Origin of the sequence: Pseudonocardia sp. HH130629-09 (assembly GCF_001294645.1) — a bacterium.
Taxonomy (GTDB): Bacteria; Actinomycetota; Actinomycetes; order Mycobacteriales; family Pseudonocardiaceae; genus Pseudonocardia.
On record NZ_CP011868.1, the window covers coordinates 3,336,196 to 3,355,688 of the forward strand.

General features: G+C 73.7%; 15 protein-coding genes. 8 read left to right on the plus strand and 7 right to left on the minus strand.

All coding sequences use genetic code 11. The features are described 5' to 3' along the window. From XF36_RS15320 to XF36_RS15330, 3 genes are all read left to right on the plus strand, one after another. Positions 1-621, plus strand: coding sequence for a DUF3000 domain-containing protein (locus tag XF36_RS15320; RefSeq protein WP_060712505.1), 621 nt, complete (start codon positions 1-3; stop codon positions 619-621). A gap of 418 nt (positions 622-1,039) precedes the next feature. Further along, entirely contained in the window at positions 1,040-1,600 is a 561-nt protein-coding gene (locus XF36_RS15325) for a LuxR C-terminal-related transcriptional regulator (RefSeq protein ID WP_029239699.1), read from the plus strand. Positions 1,601-1,686: 86 nt separating this feature from the next. Next, positions 1,687-2,868: an HRDC domain-containing protein gene (locus XF36_RS15330; RefSeq protein WP_060712506.1), complete on the plus strand. Its 1,182-nt coding sequence runs from the start codon at positions 1,687-1,689 to the stop codon at positions 2,866-2,868. A gap of 24 nt (positions 2,869-2,892) precedes the next feature. On the opposite strand, the gene XF36_RS15335 is transcribed toward XF36_RS15330, so the two are convergent. The 3 genes from XF36_RS15335 to dxs are packed head-to-tail and all read right to left on the minus strand — an operon-like array spanning position 2,893 to position 6,681. Next, on the minus strand, positions 2,893-4,059 hold the full coding sequence (locus XF36_RS15335) for a sensor histidine kinase (protein ID WP_238588896.1): 1,167 nt from the start codon (positions 4,057-4,059) through the stop codon (positions 2,893-2,895). Positions 4,060-4,063: 4 nt separating this feature from the next. Next, a complete protein-coding gene (locus XF36_RS15340) occupies positions 4,064-4,741 on the minus strand; it encodes a response regulator transcription factor (RefSeq protein ID WP_043278510.1) in 678 nt (225 codons plus the stop codon). Then, positions 4,741-6,681 carry a 1-deoxy-D-xylulose-5-phosphate synthase gene (gene dxs / locus XF36_RS15345; RefSeq protein WP_060712508.1) on the minus strand — a complete coding sequence of 647 codons (1,941 nt, stop codon included), beginning with the start codon at positions 6,679-6,681 and terminating at the stop codon, positions 4,741-4,743. The genes XF36_RS15340 and dxs overlap by 1 nt, the downstream gene beginning before the upstream one ends. A gap of 763 nt (positions 6,682-7,444) precedes the next feature. Between dxs and XF36_RS15350 the strand changes: the two genes are divergently transcribed. Next, a complete protein-coding gene (locus XF36_RS15350; protein WP_060712509.1) occupies positions 7,445-8,737 on the plus strand; it encodes a GGDEF domain-containing protein in 1,293 nt (430 codons plus the stop codon). A gap of 62 nt (positions 8,738-8,799) precedes the next feature. Here the strand turns inward: XF36_RS15350 and XF36_RS15355 are convergent, their stop codons facing one another. The 3 genes from XF36_RS15355 to XF36_RS15365 all read right to left on the minus strand — a co-directional run bounded on the left by XF36_RS15355 (position 8,800) and on the right by XF36_RS15365 (position 11,719). Next, on the minus strand, positions 8,800-10,119 hold the full coding sequence (locus tag XF36_RS15355) for a GGDEF domain-containing protein (protein ID WP_060712510.1): 1,320 nt from the start codon (positions 10,117-10,119) through the stop codon (positions 8,800-8,802). A 573-nt stretch (positions 10,120-10,692) separates the two neighbouring features. Next, the gene (locus XF36_RS15360; protein WP_060712511.1) at positions 10,693-11,289 is read right to left on the minus strand and encodes a histidine phosphatase family protein; all 597 of its coding nucleotides are present in this window, start codon (positions 11,287-11,289) and stop codon (positions 10,693-10,695) included. A 4-nt stretch (positions 11,290-11,293) separates the two neighbouring features. Continuing rightward, positions 11,294-11,719, minus strand: a complete 426-nt coding sequence (locus XF36_RS15365) for an HIT family protein (RefSeq protein ID WP_060712512.1) — start codon at positions 11,717-11,719, stop codon at positions 11,294-11,296. Between the two features lie 79 nt (positions 11,720-11,798). Here XF36_RS15365 and XF36_RS15370 point away from each other — a divergent pair, with 79 nt between their 5' ends. From XF36_RS15370 to treY, 3 genes are all read left to right on the plus strand, one after another. Beyond that, entirely contained in the window at positions 11,799-12,266 is a 468-nt protein-coding gene (locus XF36_RS15370; protein ID WP_060712513.1) for a PPOX class F420-dependent oxidoreductase, read from the plus strand. A gap of 170 nt (positions 12,267-12,436) precedes the next feature. Then, positions 12,437-14,605, plus strand: a complete 2,169-nt coding sequence (gene glgX / locus XF36_RS15375; protein ID WP_060712514.1) for a glycogen debranching protein GlgX — start codon at positions 12,437-12,439, stop codon at positions 14,603-14,605. Between the two features lie 3 nt (positions 14,606-14,608). Next, positions 14,609-16,975 carry a malto-oligosyltrehalose synthase gene (treY, locus tag XF36_RS15380; RefSeq protein ID WP_060712515.1) on the plus strand — a complete coding sequence of 789 codons (2,367 nt, stop codon included), beginning with the start codon at positions 14,609-14,611 and terminating at the stop codon, positions 16,973-16,975. Positions 16,976-17,033: 58 nt separating this feature from the next. On the opposite strand, the gene XF36_RS15385 is transcribed toward treY, so the two are convergent. Further along, positions 17,034-17,546, minus strand: a complete 513-nt coding sequence (locus tag XF36_RS15385) for a DUF5709 domain-containing protein (RefSeq protein ID WP_060712516.1) — start codon at positions 17,544-17,546, stop codon at positions 17,034-17,036. An 83-nt stretch (positions 17,547-17,629) separates the two neighbouring features. Between XF36_RS15385 and treZ the strand changes: the two genes are divergently transcribed. Continuing rightward, complete coding sequence (gene treZ, locus XF36_RS15390; protein WP_060712517.1) at positions 17,630-19,375, plus strand: malto-oligosyltrehalose trehalohydrolase; 1,746 nt, start codon at positions 17,630-17,632, stop codon at positions 19,373-19,375. Positions 19,376-19,493: the final 118 nt, after the last annotated feature.

A 19,493-nucleotide genomic window follows, 5' to 3' on the forward strand; every position in this document is an offset into this window, starting at 1 on the left:
GTGCCGGACCCGAACTCACCACCACCAGCAGCGTTCCGCAGCGCGGTCCGCTCGCTCGCGTCGGTCCGACCGCGCCCCGAGCTCGTGGTGCGGCCGCTCGAGGCCCCACCCCGGCTCGCGCCGTACAGCTGGGCGACCAGCGTCGAGGCCGACATCGGGCACCGCGGCGACGGGACCGACGACCTCGACGAGCCGGACACCTCCGGCCGGCTGATCCTGCTCCACGACCCCGAGGGTCAGGAACGCTGGGAGGGCACCTTCCGGCTGGTCTGCTTCGTGCAGGCCAGGCTGGAGCCCGGCCAGCTCGGCGACGACATGCTGCCGCGCATCGGATGGTCCTGGCTGACCGACGCGCTCGACCACGCCGGGGCGGGCTTCACCGCCCTCGGCGGGACCGTCACCCAGACCTCGTCGGTCCGCTTCGGCGGGCTCTGCGCGGACGGTGGCGGCCCCGGCGACGCGCCCCCGCGGGAGGACGACGTCGAGCTGCGCGCCTCCTGGTCCCCCACGGAGAGCGACGGCGATCTGTCCCGACACGCCGTCGCGTTCGCGTCCCTCGTGTCGACCGCCGCGGGCCTGCCGCCGGTCGGCGCAGTGCCGTTGAGCCGATCGCCCGGCTGAACGTCGCAGGTCAGCGGCATGTGTCGGACATCTTTCACCCGGAGGGGTGGGACCGCGCCCACACGCATGTAACTTTCGGAGCCGGAAAGACGAATGCACACCAGACGTTAGGCCGCATGGAGGGATACCATCTCTGCCATGGCACCCGCCCGGGCGGCCGAGCGCCACTCTCCGTCCCTCGGGTTCCGGTGTTGGTCGGGGGCGTACGACCGACTCCAGGAAGGTTGACGACGTGGCTGTACTTGGCCAGCAAGTGCCGGCGCAGAGCTCCGGCAACACCACCCCAGGTGGCGCTCCGATCGGTGGAGCAGTGCTCTCACCTGGGATCGTCCCGCAGCCGAGGGAGGAGCTGTTCACGGTTCTCGTCGTGGACGACCACCCGCTGCTCCGGGAGGCGATCGCCGGGCGGCTGCGCTCCATGGGAGCGGGCACCGTGCACGAGGCCGCCTCGGTGACCGAGGCGCGGGCACGCGCCCACGCGGCGGGCCCCTGCGACCTCGCGATCCTCGATCTGACGCTGCCGGACGGCAGCGGGCTGGACCTGGTCAGCGAGCTCCGCTCGCTCGGCTGGAACCGGCTGGTCGTGCTCGCCTCCTCCGACGACCCGTACGCGGTCCGCTCGGCGTTCCAGGCCGGCGCGCAGGCGTACCTGCTCAAGTCGGCGTCGCCGTCGGTCGTGACCGACGGCGTCAAGCGGGTGCTCGACGGCGGTGTCTACGCCGACCCGACGGTCGCCCCGCTGCTGGCCACCGGGTCCCGCGTGCCGGGCACCGACAACACCCCGCGGGAGCTCTCGGCCCGCGAGGTCGAGGTGCTGCAGCTCGTCGCGGACGGCCAGTCCAACAAGGAGATCGGTGAGGCCCTGAACCTCTCCGCCCTCACGGTGAAGAGCCACCTCTCCCGGATCGGCCGCAAGCTCGGCACCGGCGACCGCGCCCAGATGGTCGCGCTCGCCATGCGCGCGGGGGTCATTCGCTGAATCCCGGGACCGGCGCCGCCGGCGGTACGGACACGACCCGGCCGCCGGTCTCGGCGACTCCGGACGGTTCACCCGATCCGGTACCGCTGCTCCGTCCCGCCGACGGCCTCCCCCCGGTCACCGAGACCCCCGACGACCTCGCCCGCGTGGCGGCGGCGATCGCCGGGGGCAGCGGTCCGGTCGCCGTCGACGCGGAGCGTGCCTCCGGCTTCCGGTACTCCCAGCGCGCCTACCTGGTGCAGCTGCGGCGTGCCGGTGCCGGGTCCGCGCTGGTGGACCCGATCCCGCTGCGCGGCGAGCTGGGGCCGCTCGCCGAGGCCCTCGACGGGCCGGAGTGGGTGCTCCACGCGGCCTCGCAGGACCTCCCGTGCCTGGCCGAGCTGGAGCTGCGCCCGGCGTCGCTGTTCGACACCGAGTTCGCGGGTCGGCTCGCCGGGCTCCCCCGGGTCGGGCTCGGCCCGATGGTGGAGAACCTGCTGGGCCTCGGCCTGGAGAAGGGGCACGGCGCCGCCGACTGGTCGCGTCGCCCGCTGCCCGAGGACTGGCTGGTCTACGCCGCGCTGGACGTCGAGGTCCTCATCGACCTGAGGGACGTCCTGACCCGGATGCTCGACGAGCAGGGCAAGCTGGAGTGGGCCCGCCAGGAGTTCGAGGCGGTCCGCACCGCACCGCCGCCCGCGCCGCGCGCGGAGCCCTGGCGGCGCACCTCCGGCATCCACAAGGTCCGCCGCCCCCGGCCGCTCGCCGCGGTCCGGGAGCTGTGGCTGGCCCGCGACGCGCTTGCGGCCGAGCGCGACATCGCCCCCGGCCGGGTCCTGCCCGACGCCGCGATCGTCGACGCCGCGGTGCGCAACCCCGACTCCCCGCAGGCACTGGCCGAGCTGCCGGTGTTCCGCGGACGCTCCCAGCGCAGGCTGGCCCGGTACTGGTTCGACGCGCTCCGCCGGGCCGCCGAGCTGCCCGAGTCCGAGCTGCCGCGTGGCGCCGCGACCACCGACGGCCCCCCGCCGGTGTCGCGCTGGGCCGACCGGGACCCCGACGCCGCCGCCCGGCTCGCCGCCGCCCGCGCGGCACTGAGCACGGTCTCCGAGCAGCACGACGTGCCGGTGGAGAACCTGCTGCAGCCCGACCTGCTGCGCCGGGTCTGCTGGACCCCGCCCACCGACGGCGACCTCCCGGCCGCCCTGCGCGCCGGCGGCGCCCGCCCGTGGCAGGTCGAGCTCCTGACCCCGGTGCTCGAACCGGCCCTGGCCACCCGCGCCGGCTGAGCCCGGACCGGGCCTGCCCGCCGGTCAGCGGGCCAGCGCCGGGGCGCCGCCCGAGGGCACGGGGGCCGTCGTGTCGTCGGGCAGCGCGACGTGCACCGCCAGTCCCCCGCCGGGGACCGCCTCGGCGTGCACGGTGCCGCCGTGCGCGGTCGCGACCGACCGCACGATCGACAGCCCCAGGCCGGATCCGCGGGTATGGCCGGTACGGGCCACCGGGCCCCGCCGGAACGGCTCGAACAGCTCGGCCACCTTGTCCGGGGCCAGCTCCGGCCCCGACGACGCGACCCGCAGCACGACCGCCGACCCGGGCGTTCCGGTGCCGCAGCCGACCTCGATCCAGCCTCCGTCGCGGTTGTGCCGCACCGCGTTCTCCAGCAGGTTCGCCACCATCCGGCGCAGCAACGGCTCGTTGCCCCGGGTCGTCGCGGGTCGCGGGTCGGTCCGCACCACCAGTCCGCGGACGGCGACGTCCCCGGTCACCGCCGCGAGCTCCGCGGCGACGAGCGCGGCCAGGTCCACCGGCACCCGGTCCGAGTCCTGCAACGCTCCCCCGGCCTCGGTGCGGGCGAGCAGCAGCAGCCCGCTGACCAACTCGTCGCAGCGACGGCCCGCCTCACGGACCACCCCGGCCATCCGGCGCAGCTCCGCGGCGTCGGCGTCGGGACCCTGGAGCGTCACGTCGATCTCGGTGCGGAGCACCGCCAGCGGGGTGCGCAGCTCGTGCCCGGCGTTGGCGACGAACCGGGACTGGGCGTCGAACGCGGCCTGCAGCCGATCGAGCATCGCGTCGACGGCGGCGGCCAGCTCGGCGACCTCGCCGCGGGCCCCGGCGAGTGCGACCCGCTCGTCGAGCGAGCTCGCCGAGAGGCGTGACGTGGTCTCGACGACCCGGCGCAGCGGGTACAGCACCCGCCCGACCAGCACCCAGGACGCGACCGCACCGGCCGCCACGACCAGGGGGAACGCGATCAGCCCGGCCCGCAGCACCTCGGCGCGCGCCGAGGCGGCGACCGCGTCGCGGGCCGTCTCGGCGGGCACCGCGACCCCGCCCACGAACACCGTCCCGGGCAGCGCCGGGGTGCCTGCGATGACCGCGCCCACCAGCATCCAGCCGAGCAGGAGCAGCAGCGCGGCGACGGCGGCGACGAGCGCCGTCGCGAGCAGCGTCAGCCGCGGCCGGAGGGCGCCCACCGCGTCACGCCGTGGGGGTCCCGTCGGCGGGCACCCGGTACCCGGCACCGACGACGGTGTCGATCAGACCCGGCGCGCCGAGCTTCTTGCGCAGGGTCATGACGGTGACCCGCACCGTGGTCGTGAACGGGTCGGCGTTCTCGTCCCAGACGCGTTCGAGCAGCTCCTCCGACGACACCACGGCACCACCGGCGGCGAGCAGGACCTCCAGCACACCGAACTCCTTGCGGGTCAGCTCGACCGGGCGCCCGGAGCGCAGCACGGTGCGCCGGGCCGGGTCCAGCACGACGTCGCCGGCCCGCAGCGTCGGCGGCACCGCCGGGGTCGCCCGACGGCCGAGCGCCCGGACCCGGGCGACCAGCTCGGGGAAGTCGAACGGCTTGGCCAGGTAGTCGTCGGCGCCGCGGGACAGGCCCTCGACCTTGTCGGCCGGGGTGCCCGACGCGGTCAGCATCAGCACCCGGGTCAGACCGCCCGCGGCGACGAGCTCGTCGCACAGGTCGTCGCCGCTGCGGCCGGGCAGGTCCCGGTCGAGGACCGCGACGTCGTAGCGGGTCACCGACAGCTTCTCCGAACCCTCGTCGCCGTCGTAGGCGACGTCGACGGCCATCCCGTCCCGGCGCAGGCCGCGCACGACGGCGTCGGCCATCGCCGGCTCGTCCTCGACGACGATGACGCGCATCAGCGGGTGCGCTCCCGCCCGGGAACGGCCCCCTCGGGGGTCGAGGGAACCGCCGCGGCCGCCCACTCGGTGATCCGGCGGGCCATGTCCTGCTCGGTCAGCCCGCAGGTGGCGAGCACGTCGTCGCGGCTGCCGTGCTCCAGGTACTCCTGGGGCAGCGCGAGGTCGCGCTGACGCACGTCGACCTCGGCGGCGCGCAACGCGTCCGACAGCGCGGACCCGAACCCGCCGTGCGTGCCGCAGTCGGAGACGGTGACCACGAGCTGGTGGTCGGCGGCCAGGGTGTACAGCTCACGCGGAACCGGCAGGACCCACCGCGGGTCGACGACGGTGACGTCGACGCCCTGGTCGGCGAGCCGCCGGGCGACGGCGACGCCGGACTTGGCGAACGGCCCGACGCAGACGAGCAGCACCTGGGAGCGCCCGTCGGACGGCTCGTGCAGCACGTCGACCCCGGCCCCGCCGTCGAGCCGGCGCAGCGCGGGGACCGAGCCGATCACCGAGCCCTTGGGGTAGCGCAGCGCGGTCGGGCCGTCGGTGACCGCGACGGCCTCCCGGAACTCCTCGCGCAGGGTCGTCTCGTCGCGCGGGACGGCGACCCGCATGCCGGGCACGATGCCCAGCAGCGACAGGTCCCACATCCCGTTGTGCGACGGGCCGTCGCTGCCGGTGACCCCGGAGCGGTCCAGCACCAGCGTGACGCGCTCGCGGTGCAGGCCCACGTCCATCAGCAGCTGGTCGAAGCCTCGGTTGAGGAACGTCGAGTACAGCGCGACGACGGGGTGCCGCCCGGCCCGGGCCAGCCCGGCGGCGGTGGTCAGCGCGTGCTGCTCGGCGATCCCGACGTCGACGATGCGGTCCGGGTGGGCGGCCGCGAAGGGGGCGAGACCGGTCGGGCCGAGCATCGCCGCGGTGATCGCGACGACGTCGGTGCGCCGTGTCCCGAGCGCCACCATCTCCTCGGCGAACACGTCGGTCCAGCCGGTCACCGGGGTGCCGGTGGGCAGACCGGTCTCCGGGTCGAACGCGGCCGGGCTGTGCATCTGCTCGGCCTCGTCGTTCTCCGCGGGCGGGTAGCCGTTGCCCTTGCGGGTGACCGTGTGGACGATGACCGGCCCACCGAAGCGCTTCGCCCGGCGCAGCGCGGACTCGAGCTGGCCGATGTCGTGGCCGTCGACCGGACCGAAGTACTTGAGCCCCAGGTCGGAGAACAGCTCCTGCGGGGACAGGGCGTCCTTCACCCCGGCCTTGAACGCGTGCAGGCCCGCGTAGAGCGCGGGCCCGACGACGGGGGTGCCACGGACGGTGCGCTTGCCGGCCTCGAGCACGCGCTCGTAGCCGGGCTGCAGCCGCAGCGACGCGAGCCGGTCCGCCAGCCCGCCGATGGTCGGCGAGTAGGAGCGGCCGTTGTCGTTCACGACGATCACGACATTGCGGTCCGCACCGGCCGCGATGTTGTTGAGCGCCTCCCAGGCCATGCCGCCGGTCAGTGCTCCGTCGCCGATCACCGCGACGACGTGCCGGTCGACCCCGGTCAGCGCGTGCGCGCGGGCGATCCCGTCGGCCCAGGACAGCGACGACGACGCGTGGCTGGACTCAACGTGGTCGTGCTCGGACTCGGCGCGGCTCGGGTAGCCCGACAACCCGCCGGTCTTCTTCAGCCGGTCCCAGCCCTCCTGACGGCCGGTCAGCAGCTTGTGCACGTACGCCTGGTGGCCCGTGTCCCAGATCAGGGTGTCCTGCGGGGACTCGAAGACCCGGTGCAGGGCGATGCTCAGCTCCACCACGCCCAGGTTGGGCCCCAGGTGACCGCCGGTGCGGGACACCGCCTTGATGAGGAACCCCCGGATCTCGGCCGCGAGCGAGGCCAGCTCCTCGGGCCCGAGCCCTCGCAGATCGGCCGGGCGTCGGATCGCCGAGAGTCCCCGGTTCGTCGTCACGTACTGCCTCCTCGCCGCCGGCCCCGTTCGGGAGTCCTCCACGGCGGAGAGACCGCAGGGAGGACCGGCATCGACTCGGGGTCCCACTCTACGGACAGGCGGCCGAGGGGACTCGATGGCGCTGCCGGGCGCGGCGGGCGACAGTCGTCACCCGGACGACTGACCCGCCACGCCCCGTGCGGCCACCTCGGCACTATCGCATCTCACCACTCCCAGTTGCGCATGATTCGAGCCCCCTTTCCGACATGAGCCGATATTGATCGGGGCGCACACACCGGTATCGCCCGCATCACTGATCACCACTCCCAGTTACGCACGTGAGCACCTCCTTCACATCACTGCTCTGCACGTGGGGCACGTGACGGCACTTGACCGGCACGCAACAACCCACTCACCGTCGAGCGCTCTTCCGCCGATTTCCGCCCGGCGCAGAAAGGATTGACGAAGCGCCCCGCGCGAAACAATCCAGCGGACCCCATTGCGATCACGACGACGGTCATCCTCAGCACCGCTGCCTACACACAGTGATCGCCTTGCATGATCGGGCAGCAACGACACGGTCTCGGAGACGTATCGATCACTCCCTGCGATCATCTGCGGCTAGGATCACGGAGGGGAAACGCCCATCACGCCCGCTGTCGAGGCAAGATCGGGTGCGATGCACACCGGTGGAGGGGAGGACGACGTGTCTCCTGCGCCACCTCGGTGGCATCAGGTCACGCGCTGGCCCCTCTGGTCGATCCCCACCCGTCTGCTGGGACCGGTGCTGGTCGTGGAGCTGCTGGCGCTCCTCCTGACTCTCGCCGCGCTTCTCGTCCCACCCCGACTCGACCACTCCACATGGGGGCTGTTCGCCACGCTGACCGTCGCCGGAGTGCTGCACACCGAGTTGGTGGCTGGCGTGGAGCGGCTCCGGCGGTACAGCGCGGACACCCACCACGTGAACCTCACCTCGGTGTGGACGTTCGCCTCGGCACTGCTGCTGCCTGCGGCGCTCGGCGGCCTGATGGTGATGGTGGTCTACGCCCACCTCTACCTCCGGGTGCAGCGGCCGGTCCCGTCTCCCGACCGGCATCCCGCCTATCGCCTGGTCTACAGCGGAGCGACGGTGCTACTCGCCGTGTACGCGACGGCGGGGGTGCTGGCCGCAACCCGTCAGGGCGAGGTGTACTCCGGTCTGCCCGACGCCCTCGAACTGCCGCTGGCCCTGCTCACGTACACCGTCGTCAACACCTGCCTGGTGCTCGGTGTGGTCGCGATGGCCAGCCCGGACACCCGGGTGGTGCGGATCCTGTTCGGCGGCGACGAGCTCACCCTGGAGCTGGCGACCCTCTGTCTGGGGGCGCTGACGGCGGGGGCGCTGGCCGCGAGCGGCCCGTTCGTGGCGCTGCTCGCGGTGCCGCCGATCCTGGCCCTGCACCGCACGATCCTGGTCCGCAAGCTGCGCGAACGCGCCGACACCGACTCCAAGACCGGTCTGCTCAACCACGCGGCCTGGCACCTGCGCGGCACCCACGAGCTGACCATCGCCGAACGCGAACGGCGGCCGGCGGCACTGCTGATCCTCGATCTGGACCACTTCAAGGAGATCAACGACACCCACGGCCACCTCTACGGCGACCAGGTCCTCGCCGCCACCGCCCGGGTGCTGCGCGAGGAGCTGCGCGACCACGACCTCGTCGGCCGGTTCGGCGGGGAGGAGTTCGTCGTGCTGCTCCCCCGGCTGTCCGGGCACGACGGGCGCGAGGAGGTCCGGCAGATCGCCGAGCGCCTGCGCAGGCGGATCGCGGGTGAGTCCGACCCGGCGGCGCCGGTGGACGGGGTCCCCGCACAGCGGCTGCCCACACCACCCCCGGACGCCCCCGGGACCGACGGCCCTCCGTCCCGGACCGGGATCACAGTCTCGATCGGCGGGGCGCTGTTCCCCGACGACGGCCACGCCCTGACCGGGCTGCTCGAGGTCGCGGACTCCGCGCTCTACGCCGCCAAGCGCGCCGGGCGCGACGCCGTGCGGATCGGGCGGCACACCTTCCCGGCCGAGCCCGAGCACGCCTGACCCGCACCGTCCTGCCGCCGCCGCGGCACCGGGCCCCACCGCCCGGGCTCAGTAGCCGGGGCTCAGTGGCCGGGGACGCTCCCGTCGCGCCCGATCCGGACCTGGTCGCGTCCGGCACGCTTGGCGGCGTAGAGGGCGTGGTCGGCGACCTGCAGCAGGTCGTCGAGGGACTCGCCGTCGCCGCCGGTCACCGCGACCCCGACCGACACCGACAGGTCGCGGATGGTGATGCCGCCGCCCGGGCCGTCGACGTGCACCGTCAGCGACCGGATGGTCCGCCGGATGCGCTCGGCCGCGCCGTGGGCGAGCGCGCACCCCTCCGGCCCCACCGGCAGCCCGGCGAGGAGGACGACGAACTCCTCCCCACCGAAGCGCCCGACCGGGTCGACCTCGCGAACCTGGGCCTTCAGCGTCGCGGCGACGGCGGTGAGCACCTCGTCGCCGGCGAGGTGGCCGTAGCCGTCGTTGACGGCCTTGAAGTGGTCCAGGTCGAGGATCAGCACCGCGACGGCACCGCGCTGGCGCCGGGCCCGCGTGAGCGCCCGGTGCGCCCGGCCCCGCCACGCGACCGCGGTGAGCAGGTTGGTCTTGGCGTCGGTGTTCGCCCGCTCCTCCAGCTGCCGGATCAGCACCGCCCGGTGCAGCACCAGCAGCGGCGGGAGGACCAGCAGCGCGAGCAGCACCTGGCGCTGCACCGCGAGCGCGGCCAGTACCGCCAGGCACAGCGTCGCGCCCTCGAGCACGTGGTCGTCCCAGTCCCCCATCAGGCGTCGCCAGTCGGGACGATGTGGCGAGGTCAGGGCCAGCGCGGTCGCGACGAGGACCTGGTTGACCAGCCCGTAGACCGCCATGGCCAGCAGCAGCGACAGGTAGCCGACCACCTGGCTCGCACCGCCGAGCCCCGCCGCCGCGGTGAGCGAGTCGGACGGGACGATGACCGAGGCGGCCATCGCGGCGAGCACGACGGTCGCGGTGGTGTAGACGTGCCGGTACAGCTTCGCCCCGGCCGGGCGCCAGACCCGCCACCACAGGTGGCCGTAGACCGCGACGACCACCAGGCCCGCCACCCCCGGCGGCAACAGCAGCGCGGCCGCGAAGGTCCAGACCGTCGACAGGTCGAAGTAGGTGACCTGCGCTCCGCGTCGGCGCACCTGGTCGATACCGGACGCCATCTCGGTGTGCAGCGCGCCGAGTGCGGCGAGACCGAGGGCACCCAGCGCCAGCATGCCGGTGTCGCGGTCCCACGGCAGCCGAGCGACGTCGGTCACGACGAGCACCACGGCGGTGACCTCGACCAGCACCAGCACGGCGAGCACCCGGGCCAGCAGGCCGCGCGAGGGCCAGCGGGGCCGATCGGTGGCCTCACCCCGGATCGCGGTCACCGGTGCCTGCCCGAACGGTCGGGACCGATCGTCTCGTCGCGACCGTGCGGCACCTGTGACGTCGTGCGCGACCGAGGCCGGTGACCACCGGGAACCACCCCTGCCGGGGTCATGCGATCGCCCCGGGACCGGTCGGCCGGAGCATCCGGGCGGCGCATCCGGACGGCGCCGAGGGCGAGCACGCACGGTGCGCCGTCGTCGCGGACCGGGCAGGCGCCACACGCGACGGCAGGGCCGGCGGGAGCGTGGACGCGACGCCCGTCGTCCCGCAGCCTCCGCGCTCGGCCATCGGCGTGAGGTCCCTTCGGAGTCCATGGGTGGCCCGTACCGGATCCGGCACCCGACCTCGACGGGGCCCCGCGACCTCGGCATCGTCGTCGGGCGGAGACGCAGTAGAGCGTAGGTACAGCCCGCCCGCTCGGCGTCCTGGATCACCCGTCCGAAGCCGGGCGGCGCAACGACGGCGGCGAACGGCGTACGAGTGGGGCACAGGCCCACCACGTGCACCGCCGTCCACGGCAAACGGTCGACGGCAAGCGGTCGACGACCGTTGCGCAACGGTCGACGGTGGGGTCAGAGCAGGTCCGCGACGTGGGCCGTCTCGTTCACCGTCGCGACCTTGCGCATCCCGTCGCGTGCGCAGACCACCCGCGAGACGCCGACGTAGTCGAGGGGGAACGGCAGGTCCCGTCCGATGCCCAGCACCTCGGCGAGGTAGGCGTTGACCACGCCCGCGTGGGCGACGACGACCACCGTCGCCCGGCCCGGGTGCGCCGCGACGACGTCCTCGATCCCGGCACGCACCCGGGCCCGGAACGCGGCGCCGTCGACGTGGTCTGGCAGGTGCCCGGCCCGCATCCGCGCCCATGCCGCCGGGTCGGCCTGCGCCATCCGGGCGACCGGGACGTAGAGCGAGCGTTCTGCGTCGTACTCGCACAGGTCGGACCGGGTGTGCGGAGCGACGCCGCGCTCGCGCGCGAGCGGCTCCGCGGTCTGGACCGCGCGGAGCATCGTGCTGGTGTACAGCGCGTCGACCGGGGAGCCGGCCAGTGCGTCGACCAGCCGGGCGGCCTGCTCCCGGCCCTGCGGCGCGAGGCCCGGGTCGGCGTGCGTACCGTCGTCGTGCTCGACGGCCTCAGGCAGCGCGTGCCGGACGAGCAGCAGGTGCACCCGCTCAGCCCGGGACGTGCGCGTCGTGTCCGGCGGCCCGCAGCGCCGCGCGCAGGGTCTCGGCGTGCCCGTCCTGCTCGGCGCCGTCGACGGTGGCGGCCGCGTTCGCGAAGTCGAAGGCGCGCATGTCCCACGCCGGGAACACGTGGACGTGCAGGTGGGGCACCTCGAACCCGGCGACCAGCAGACCCACCCGGGGCGGCGACCAGATCTCCCGCACCGCGAGTCCGACGGTCCGCGCCACCCCGGTGAGGTGGGCGACGAGGCCGGCGTCGGCGTCGACCCACTGGTCGATCTCGGCGCGCGGCACGACGAGGGTGTGCCCCGGGCCGAGCGGGTTGATCGACAGGAACCCCACGCACTGCTCGTCGGCCCAGACGAACCGGCCCGGGATCTCGCCGCTGATGATCTTCGTGAAGACAGTCGCCACGGATCCGGACCCTAGTGGCCCGCGGCGCGGGGTGAGGAACGGCGGGCGCCGGGCCCCCGGCCGCCCTAGGATCCCGGGCATGCCCCGCACCATCGCCCGCAGTGACCGCGTCGACCGGGACGAGCTGCTCGAGTTCGTCCGTCCCCGGCACCACATGGTGCTGATGACCACCCGTTCCGACGGCGGAGTGCAGGCCTCCCCGGTCACCGGCGGCGTCGACGACGAGGGGCGCATCGTGATCTCCACCTATCCCGAGCGCGCCAAGTCGGCCAACGTGGCGAAGGCCGGCAGGGCCGCGGTCGTCGTGCTGAGCGAGGAGTTCGACGGCGCCTGGGTGCAGGTCGAGGGCGACGCCGAGCTCATCACGCTGCCCGACGCGCTCGAGCCGCTGGTCGACTACTTCCGCGCCGTCTCCGGCGAGCACCCGGACTGGGACGAGTACCGCCGGGCCATGGCCGACCAGGGGAAGGCCCTGATCCGCATCACCCCGACCCGTTGGAGCCCTGTCGCCACCGGCGGCTTCCCCGCCCGGCTCGCCGACTCCTGACCGTCCCTGGGACGATCGACCGCCCCCGTCCGCAGCAGCTGCGGACGTGACGGTGATGTGGCGTGGGCCGCCGGCGGCCCCGTCCACCATGCGGCAACGGAGCCCGCCCTACACAGTGTGAGCGTGCCAGCGGCCTGCGGCCGGGGGTACGCGACGAGAGGACACAGACCATGCAGGCCTGGCCCGGGCACGCCTATCCGCTGGGTGCCAGCTACGACGGCACCGGCACCAACTTCGCACTGTTCTCCGAGGTCGCCGACGCCGTGGAGCTGTGCCTGTTCTCCCCCGACCCGGGCGCGCCCGGCGGACTCGCCGAGACCCGGGTCCCGTTGACCGAGGTCGACGGCTTCGTCTGGCACGGCTACCTGCCCGGCATCGAGCCCGGCCAGCGCTACGGCTACCGCGTGCACGGTCCCTACGACCCGGCCCGGGGTCTGCGGTGCAACCCGAACAAGCTGGTCATCGACCCCTACGCCAAGGCCCTCGACGGCCCGGTCGACTGGGACGAGGCCGTGTTCGGCTACAACTTCGGCGACCCGGACTCGCGCAACGACACCGACTCCGCGCCGCACGTGCCGAAGTCGGTCGTCGTCAACCCGTACTTCGACTGGGGCTCGGACCGCCCGCCGAAGATCCCCTACAACGAGACCGTCGTCTACGAGGCGCACGTCAAGGGACTGACGATCCAGCACCCGGACGTCGAGGAGGAGCTGCGCGGCACCTACTCCGGCGTGGCGCACCCGGCGATGATCGAGCACTACAAGCGGCTCGGGATCACCGCCGTCGAGCTCATGCCGGTGCACGAGTTCGTGCAGGACCACCACCTCACCGAGAAGGGCCTGTCGAACTACTGGGGCTACAACACCATCGGCTTCCTGGCCCCGCACCACGCGTACTCGTCGGGCTCGATCCGGTCCGGCACCCAGGTCGCGGAGTTCAAGGCGATGGTGCGCGACCTGCACGACGCCGGCATCGAGGTCATCCTCGACGTGGTCTACAACCACACCGCCGAGGGCTCGGACATGGGCCCGACGCTGTCCATGCGCGGCATCGACAACCACGCCTACTACCGGCTGGTCGACGACGACGCCCGCTACTACATGGACTACACGGGCACCGGGAACTCCCTCAACGTCCGCAACCCGCACACCCTGCAGCTGATCATGGACTCGCTGCGGTACTGGGTGACCGAGATGCACGTCGACGGCTTCCGCTTCGACCTTGCCTCCACCCTGGCCCGCGAGTTCTACGACGTCGACCGGCTGTCGACCTTCTTCGACCTCGTCCAGCAGGACCCGGTGATCTCGCAGGTCAAGCTGATCGCCGAGCCGTGGGACGTCGGCCCTGGCGGCTACCAGGTCGGCAACTTCCCGCCGCTGTGGACCGAGTGGAACGGCAAGTACCGCGACACCGTGCGCGACTTCTGGCGCGGTGAGGCGGGCACCCTGGGCGAGTTCGCGTCGCGGATCACCGGCAGCTCGGACCTCTACCAGGCCGACGGCCGCCGACCGTTCGCCTCGATCAACTTCGTGACCGCGCACGACGGGTTCACCCTGGCCGACCTCGTCTCGTACAACGAGAAGCACAACGAGGCCAACGGCGAGGGCGGCAACGACGGCGAGAGCCACAACCGGTCCTGGAACTGCGGCGTCGAGGGTCCCACCGACGACGAGACCATCGTCGAGCTGCGGGCCCGCCAGCAGCGCAACTTCCTGGCGACGCTGCTGCTGTCCCAGGGCACCCCGATGCTGCTGCACGGCGACGAGGCCGGACGCACCCAGGGCGGCAACAACAACGTCTACTGCCAGGACAACGAGATCGCCTGGCAGGACTGGGAGCTCGCGGGCAAGCACGACGACCTGACCACGTTCACCGCGGGCGTCGCCGCGCTGCGGCACGCCCACCCGGTGTTCCGCCGGCGCCGGTTCTTCGCCGGCCGCCCGATCGGCCGGTCCTCCACCAGCGAGGACGTCGCCGACATCGGCTGGTTCACCCCCGCCGGGCGGGAGATGACCGAGGAGGACTGGGACAACGACCTGGGCCGCTCGGTGGTCGTGTTCCTCAACGGCAGCCAGATCGCCGACGTCGACCAGCGCGGCCAGCGGATCGTCGACGACTCGTTCCTGCTGTGCTTCAACTCCTTCTGGGAGGACATCGACACCACGCTCCCGCACACCGAGTTCGGGCAGGCGTGGGAGATCGTCGTCGACACCCACTCGGGCGAAGTGCACCCGCCGAACGCCGCCGGCGTCACGGGGACCGACCTCGACCCGGTGTCCGCGGGCTCGGTGCTGACCCTGCCCGCCCGTTCCCTGCTCGTCCTGCGATCGAAGGGCTGAGGCGTGACCCGCCTTCCGGGATCGACCTACCGGCTGCAGCTCTCGGCGGAACAGACCTTCGCCGACGCCGCCGCGCTGACCGGCTATCTGGACCGGCTGGGGGTCGGGGCGCTCTACGCCTCACCGCTGCTGGAGTCCACGGCCGGGTCCACCCACGGCTACGACGTGACCGACCCGACCCGGGTGTCGGGTGAGCGGGGCGGCGAGCAGGGGCTGCGGTCGCTGCTCGCGACGCTGCGCGAGCACGGTCTGACGATGCTGATCGACATCGTGCCCAACCACGTCGGCGTCGCGAAGCCCGCCGAGAACCCGTGGTGGTGGGACGTGCTCACGCACGGACCGTCCTCGCGCCGGGCCCGGCACTTCGACGTCGACTGGGGCGCCGGGCCGATCCTGCTCCCGGTGCTGGACGCCGACGAGGAGAAGGCCCTGGCGGAGCTGTCGGTGGTCGACGGGGAGCTGCGCTACTACGAGCACCGCTTCCCGCTCGCGCCCGGCACCGGCGAGGGCACCCCGCAGGAGGCGCACGACCGCCAGCACTACCGGCTCGTGTCCTGGCGGCGCGGCGCCGCGGAGCTGACCTACCGGCGGTTCTTCGACGTCAGCGACCTCGCCGCGGTCCGGGTCGAGGACCCGGAGGTCTTCGCCGACACCCACCGCACCGTCCTCGACATCGTGCGCTCCGACGACACCGTCGTCGGGCTGCGGGTGGACCACCCCGACGGCCTGTCCGACCCGGGCGGCTACGCCCGCCGGCTGCGCGCCGAGCTCGGCCCGGGCAAGTGGCTGCTGGTGGAGAAGATCCTGGGCGTCGGCGAGGAGCTGCCGATCTCCTGGCCGGTCGACGGCACCACCGGCTACGAGGCGCTGCGCGAGGTCTGCGGGGTGCTCGTCGACCCCGACGGCGCCGGGCTGCTCACCCAGTTCGCCGCCGAGCACACCGGGGAGAAGCGCTCCGCGCACGCCGTCGAGGACGACGGCCGGCACCTCGTCGTCCGGGAGATCCTGGTCGCGGAGGTGCGCCGGATCGCCGACGCCTTCCGCGCGGGCCCCGGCGCCGACTCCGGCACCACCGGGCTCGACCTCGCCGACGTCGCCGCCGAGGACCTGCACGACGCGGTCGCCGAGCTGCTGTGCGGCTTCCCGGTCTACCGCTCCTACCTCACCCCCGAGATCGCCGAGGGCCGGGCGGCCGCCGACACCGCGGTCGCGGTGGCCCGCACCCGTCGCCCCGACCTGGCCGCGGTGTTGGGTGCCCTGCACGCCGGGCTGGTCCGCGAGCCCGGGTCGGAGTACGCGACCCGGCTGCAGCAGACCTCGGGGATGGTCACCGCCAAGGGTGTCGAGGACACCGCCTTCTACCGGTACAACCGGTTCGTCGCGCTGAACGAGGTCGGCGGCGACCCGGCGCGCTTCGGGGTGACGCCCGAGGAGTTCCACGCCGGGCTCGCCCGCCGCGAGGCGGGACGCTCGCGCACCATGACCTCGCTGTCCACGCACGACACCAAGCGGTCGGAGGACGTGCGGGCCCGGCTGGCCGTGCTGTCCGAGCGTCCCGCGGACTGGGCGGCGCGGGTCCGCGAGTGGTCGGTGCGCCACCCGCTGCCCGACCGGTCGCTGGAGCTGCTGGCCTGGCAGTCGCTGGTCGGGGCGTGGCCGATCACGGCCGAGCGGCTCGCCGGCTACCTCGGCAAGGCCTCCAAGGAGGCCAAGCTGGTGACCTCGCACATCGACGCCGTCGCCGAGGTCGACGAGGCGATCGCGGCCTGGCCGGAGCAGGTACTGGCCGACGCCGAGCTCGTCGCCGAGATCGAGGCGTTCGTCGCGGAGATCGCCGAGCCCGGCTGGTCGAACTCGCTGGCCCAGAAGCTGCTGCAGATGGCCGGCCCGGGTGTGCCCGACATCTACCAGGGCACCGAGCTGTTCGAGTACTCGCTGGTCGACCCGGACAACCGGCGCCCGGTCGACTGGGACGCCCGGCGCGCGCTCCTGGAGCGTCTCGACGCCGGCGAGCAGCCACCTGTCGACGCGACCGGTGCCGCGAAGCTGCTGGTCACCTCGGCGACGGCGCGGCTGCGGCGGTTCCGCCCCGAGCTGTTCAGCGGGTACGGCCGGGTCGACGCCCAGGGCACGGCGGCGGAGCACGCCGTCGCGTTCTCCCGTGGCGGGGGCGCGCTCGTCGCCGTCGCGACCCGGCTGCCCGAGGGCCTGGCCGGCCGCGGCGGCTGGGACGACACCCGGCTGCCGCTGCCCGGCGGGTTCGACGACTGGCACGACATGATCGCGAACCGGCCGGTGGACGGGCCGGCGCCCGCGCTGGCCGACCTGCTCTCGCGCTACCCGGTCGCGCTGCTGGTCCGCCCGGCCTGAGCCACGGCCACCGTGCCCCGGCCGCCGTCGGCGACCGGGGCACGCGTGCGTCCGGGACTCAGGGCTCGTCGACGAGGTGCACCGCGGCCTCCTCGGCCGAGGCGCCCGCACCGTCGATGCCGGCGTCGCCCGCCACCAGGTCCTTCTCCCCACCGTCGCTGCCGTCGAAGCTCGCGTCGTCGATGGTGAGGCGCCCGGCGCGGCGGTCGCCGACCTCGTCGTCGGCGAGCAGCTCGCCGTCGGTGCCCGGGGCGTCGCCGAGCAGCCCACCGGTGGCGTCGTCGACGTCGGAGAAGTCCTCGCGGGAGTCCGGGTCCCCGACCACACCGGCGGCGCGGGCGTCGTCGCGGTCCTCCGCGTCGGCCGTCGCCTCGAGCTCGGCGGCCCAGGTGTCCGGCTCCTCGTCGGCGAGGCGCTCGTCGAGGGTCTCGTCGTCACGGTCGTTCCAGGGCCGCTCGGGCGGCGAGTACCCCTCGTCGAGCACGTCGGTCACGCCGCCGTACTCCAGGGTGTCCTCGGGCTGGAGCTGCGCGTCCTGGTCGAGGTCGTCGCCTCCGTCGGGGTCGCTCATCAGGGCAGCCTAGCGGCGCGTGACCCGGCCCACCCCCCGCCGGGCGCGCGCCGACCCCACCGGGTGCGGAAGGATCGGCCCCCGTGACGGAGTTCGCCGTATGGGCCCCCGACAGGAACCGCGTCAGCGTGCTGGTGGGCGAGCGGCGCATCGCGCTCGATCCCTCCCCGGGGGGCTGGTGGCGCATCGAGGCGCCCGACCACGGGCACGGGACCGACTACGCGTTCCTGCTCGACGACGACGCCACGCCGCTGCCCGACCCCCGGTCCACCTGGCAGCCGAAGGGAGTGCACGAGCGCTCCCGCGTCTACGAGCACGACGCGTTCTGGTGGACCGACGAGAACTGGACGGGCCGTGCGCTGGCCGGGTCGGTGCTCTACGAGTGCCACATCGGCACCTTCACCGACGGCGGGACGTTCGACTCCGCGATCGACCGGCTCGACCACCTGGTCTCGCTCGGGATCGACCTGGTCGAGGTGCTGCCGGTCAACGCCGTCGACGGGCCGGTGAACTGGGGCTACGACGGCGTCGGCTGGTACGCCGTCACCGAGAACTACGGCGGGCCGGACGCGTTCAAGCGCTTCGTCGAGGCCTGCCACGCCCGCGGCCTGGGCGTGGTCCTCGACGTCGTCTACAACCACCTCGGCCCGTCCGGGGCCTACCTGGACCGGTTCGGCCCGTACTTCGCCGGCTCCAACATCTGGGGCCCGTCGCTGAACCTCGACGGGGCGGGCTCCGACGAGGTCCGCCGCTACATGATCGAGAACGCGCTGATGTGGCTGCGCGACTTCCACGTCGACGGGCTGCGGATCGACGCCGTGCACGCGCTGCGCGACACCCGGGCCCAGCACGTGCTGGAGCAGCTCGCCGTCGAGGTGACCGCGCTGGAGGCGCACGTCGGCCGCCCGCTGTCGCTGATCGCCGAGTCCGACCTCAACGACCCGCGGATGATCACCGCCCGGGAGGGCGGTGGCTACGGCCTCGACGCCCAGTGGGCCGACGACGTCCACCACTGCCTGCACACGGTGCTCACCGGCGAGGGCCAGGGCTACTACGGCGACTTCGCCGAGGCGGGCCTGGACGGGCTCGCACACGTGCTCACCCGCGGGTTCCTGCACGAGGGCACCTGGTCGTCGTTCCGCAGGCGTAGCCACGGCGCCCCGATCGACACCGCCCGGATCCCGGGTTCGCGGCTGGTCACCTACCTGCAGAACCACGACCAGATCGGCAACCGTGCCACCGGCGACCGGCTCACCCACACGCTGTCACCCGGCCTGCTGGCCTGCGGGGCGGCGCTGCTGTTCACCTCCGGGTTCACCCCGATGCTGTTCATGGGCGAGGAGTGGGGCGCGCGGACGCCATGGCAGTTCTTCTCCCGCTTCGGCGACCCGGCCCTGCAGAAGGCCGTCCGCGACGGCCGGCGCGCCGAGTTCGCCGACCACGGCTGGGACGACGCCGCCGAGGTGCCCGACCCGAACGCCGAGTCGACCTTCATCGACTCCCGGCTGGACTGGTCCGAGCCCGAGCAGGAGCCGCACGCGACCCTGCTGCGGATGCACCGCGAGCTCATCGCACTGCGCCGGGCGTGGCCGGAGCTGTCCGACCCGTGGCTGGACCGGGTCGGCGTCGACGTCCACGAGCAGGCGCGCACCCTCGTCGTCGTCCGCGGGCGGATGCGGGTGGTGGTCAACCTCGGGCCGGAGCCGGTGACGCTGTCGCTCGGGTCGGAGATCACCCGGATCCTGCTGGCCTCCGAGCCGACGACCAGTGACGGCTCCTCGTTCACCGTTCCGGCGGAGGCCTTCGCCATCTGCCGCGTGGCGGAGTAGCGATCCCCTGTCGCGTCACCCGTACGAGTACTGCCGTTCACCTGTTCGCCGGACACGTGACACAGCCGGGCCACACGAGACTGCGAGGGTCTGCGAGGTCGCCGACGGTGCGGCCCCG

Coding starts and splice junctions, on each gene's coding strand:
- glgX (WP_060712514.1), top strand. CDS start 12,437: ATGCAGGCCTGGCCCGGGCACGCCTATCCGCTGGGTGCCAGCTACGAC.
- XF36_RS15385 (WP_060712516.1), bottom strand. CDS start 17,546: ATGAGCGACCCCGACGGAGGCGACGACCTCGACCAGGACGCGCAGCTC.
- XF36_RS15370 (WP_060712513.1), top strand. CDS start 11,799: ATGCCCCGCACCATCGCCCGCAGTGACCGCGTCGACCGGGACGAGCTG.
- XF36_RS15340 (WP_043278510.1), bottom strand. CDS start 4,741: ATGCGCGTCATCGTCGTCGAGGACGAGCCGGCGATGGCCGACGCCGTC.
- XF36_RS15325 (WP_029239699.1), top strand. CDS start 1,040: ATGGGAGCGGGCACCGTGCACGAGGCCGCCTCGGTGACCGAGGCGCGG.